The sequence below is a fragment of the Amycolatopsis anabasis genome, assembly GCF_009765355.1.
Taxonomy (GTDB): Bacteria; Actinomycetota; Actinomycetes; order Mycobacteriales; family Pseudonocardiaceae; genus Amycolatopsis; species Amycolatopsis anabasis.
The window spans coordinates 1-815 of the sequence record NZ_VTHK01000179.1; the positions used below are offsets into that span (position 1 = coordinate 1).

The following is an 815-nucleotide window of genomic DNA, read 5'->3' on the forward strand; positions in this document are numbered from 1 at the left end:
GGGTTGCCGCATGTGCTGATGCGCTTCTACACCGTCCCCACCGCGAAAGACGCCCGCCGGTCGGTCGTGTGGGCCATCGGGTTGATCGGCCTGTTCTACCTGTTCACCCTCGTCCTCGGCTACGGCGCCGCGGCACTGGTCGGCAAGGACAAGATCAGCAAAGCCCCCGGCGGGGAAAACTCCGCCGCCCCCCTGCTCGCCCAAGCCCTGGGCGGACCCGTGCTGCTCGGGTTCATCGCCGCGGTCGCCTTCGCCACCATCCTCGCCGTCGTCGCCGGCCTCACGATCACCGCGTCGGCGTCGTTCGCGCACGACGTCTACGCCAACGTCATCAAAAAGGGCAAGGTCGACTCCAAAGAAGCCGAAGTCCGCGTCGCCCGCTACACCGCCCTGGTCATCGGCGCGGTCGCGATCATCGGCGGAATCCTGGCCAAAGACCAGAACGTCGCCTTCCTCGTCGCCCTCGCCTTCGCCGTCGCCGCCTCCGCCAACCTCCCCACCATCCTGTACTCACTGTTCTGGAAACGGTTCAACACCTCCGGCGCCCTATGGTCCATCTACGGCGGCCTCACCATCACCATCGTGCTCATCGTGTTCTCCCCCGCCGTCTCCGGCACACCCAAATCCATGCTCAAAACCGTCGACTTCCACTGGTTCCCCCTGCAAAACCCCGGCCTGATCTCCATCCCCCTCTCCTTCCTCCTCGGCTACCTCGGCACCCTCAGCTCCAAAGAACACAACGAAGACAAATACGCCGAAATGGAAGTCCGCTCCCTCACCGGAGCCGGAGCCGAAAAAGCCACCACCCACTGACC

The 815-nt window shown here is 64.8% G+C and carries 1 protein-coding gene; it reads left to right on the plus strand.

From position 1 onward, the window contains the following. Positions 1–813: solute symporter family protein (locus tag FXO23_RS50605; protein ID WP_343034607.1), on the plus strand; the 813-nt coding region annotated here is incomplete at its 5' end. Positions 814–815: the final 2 nt, after the last annotated feature.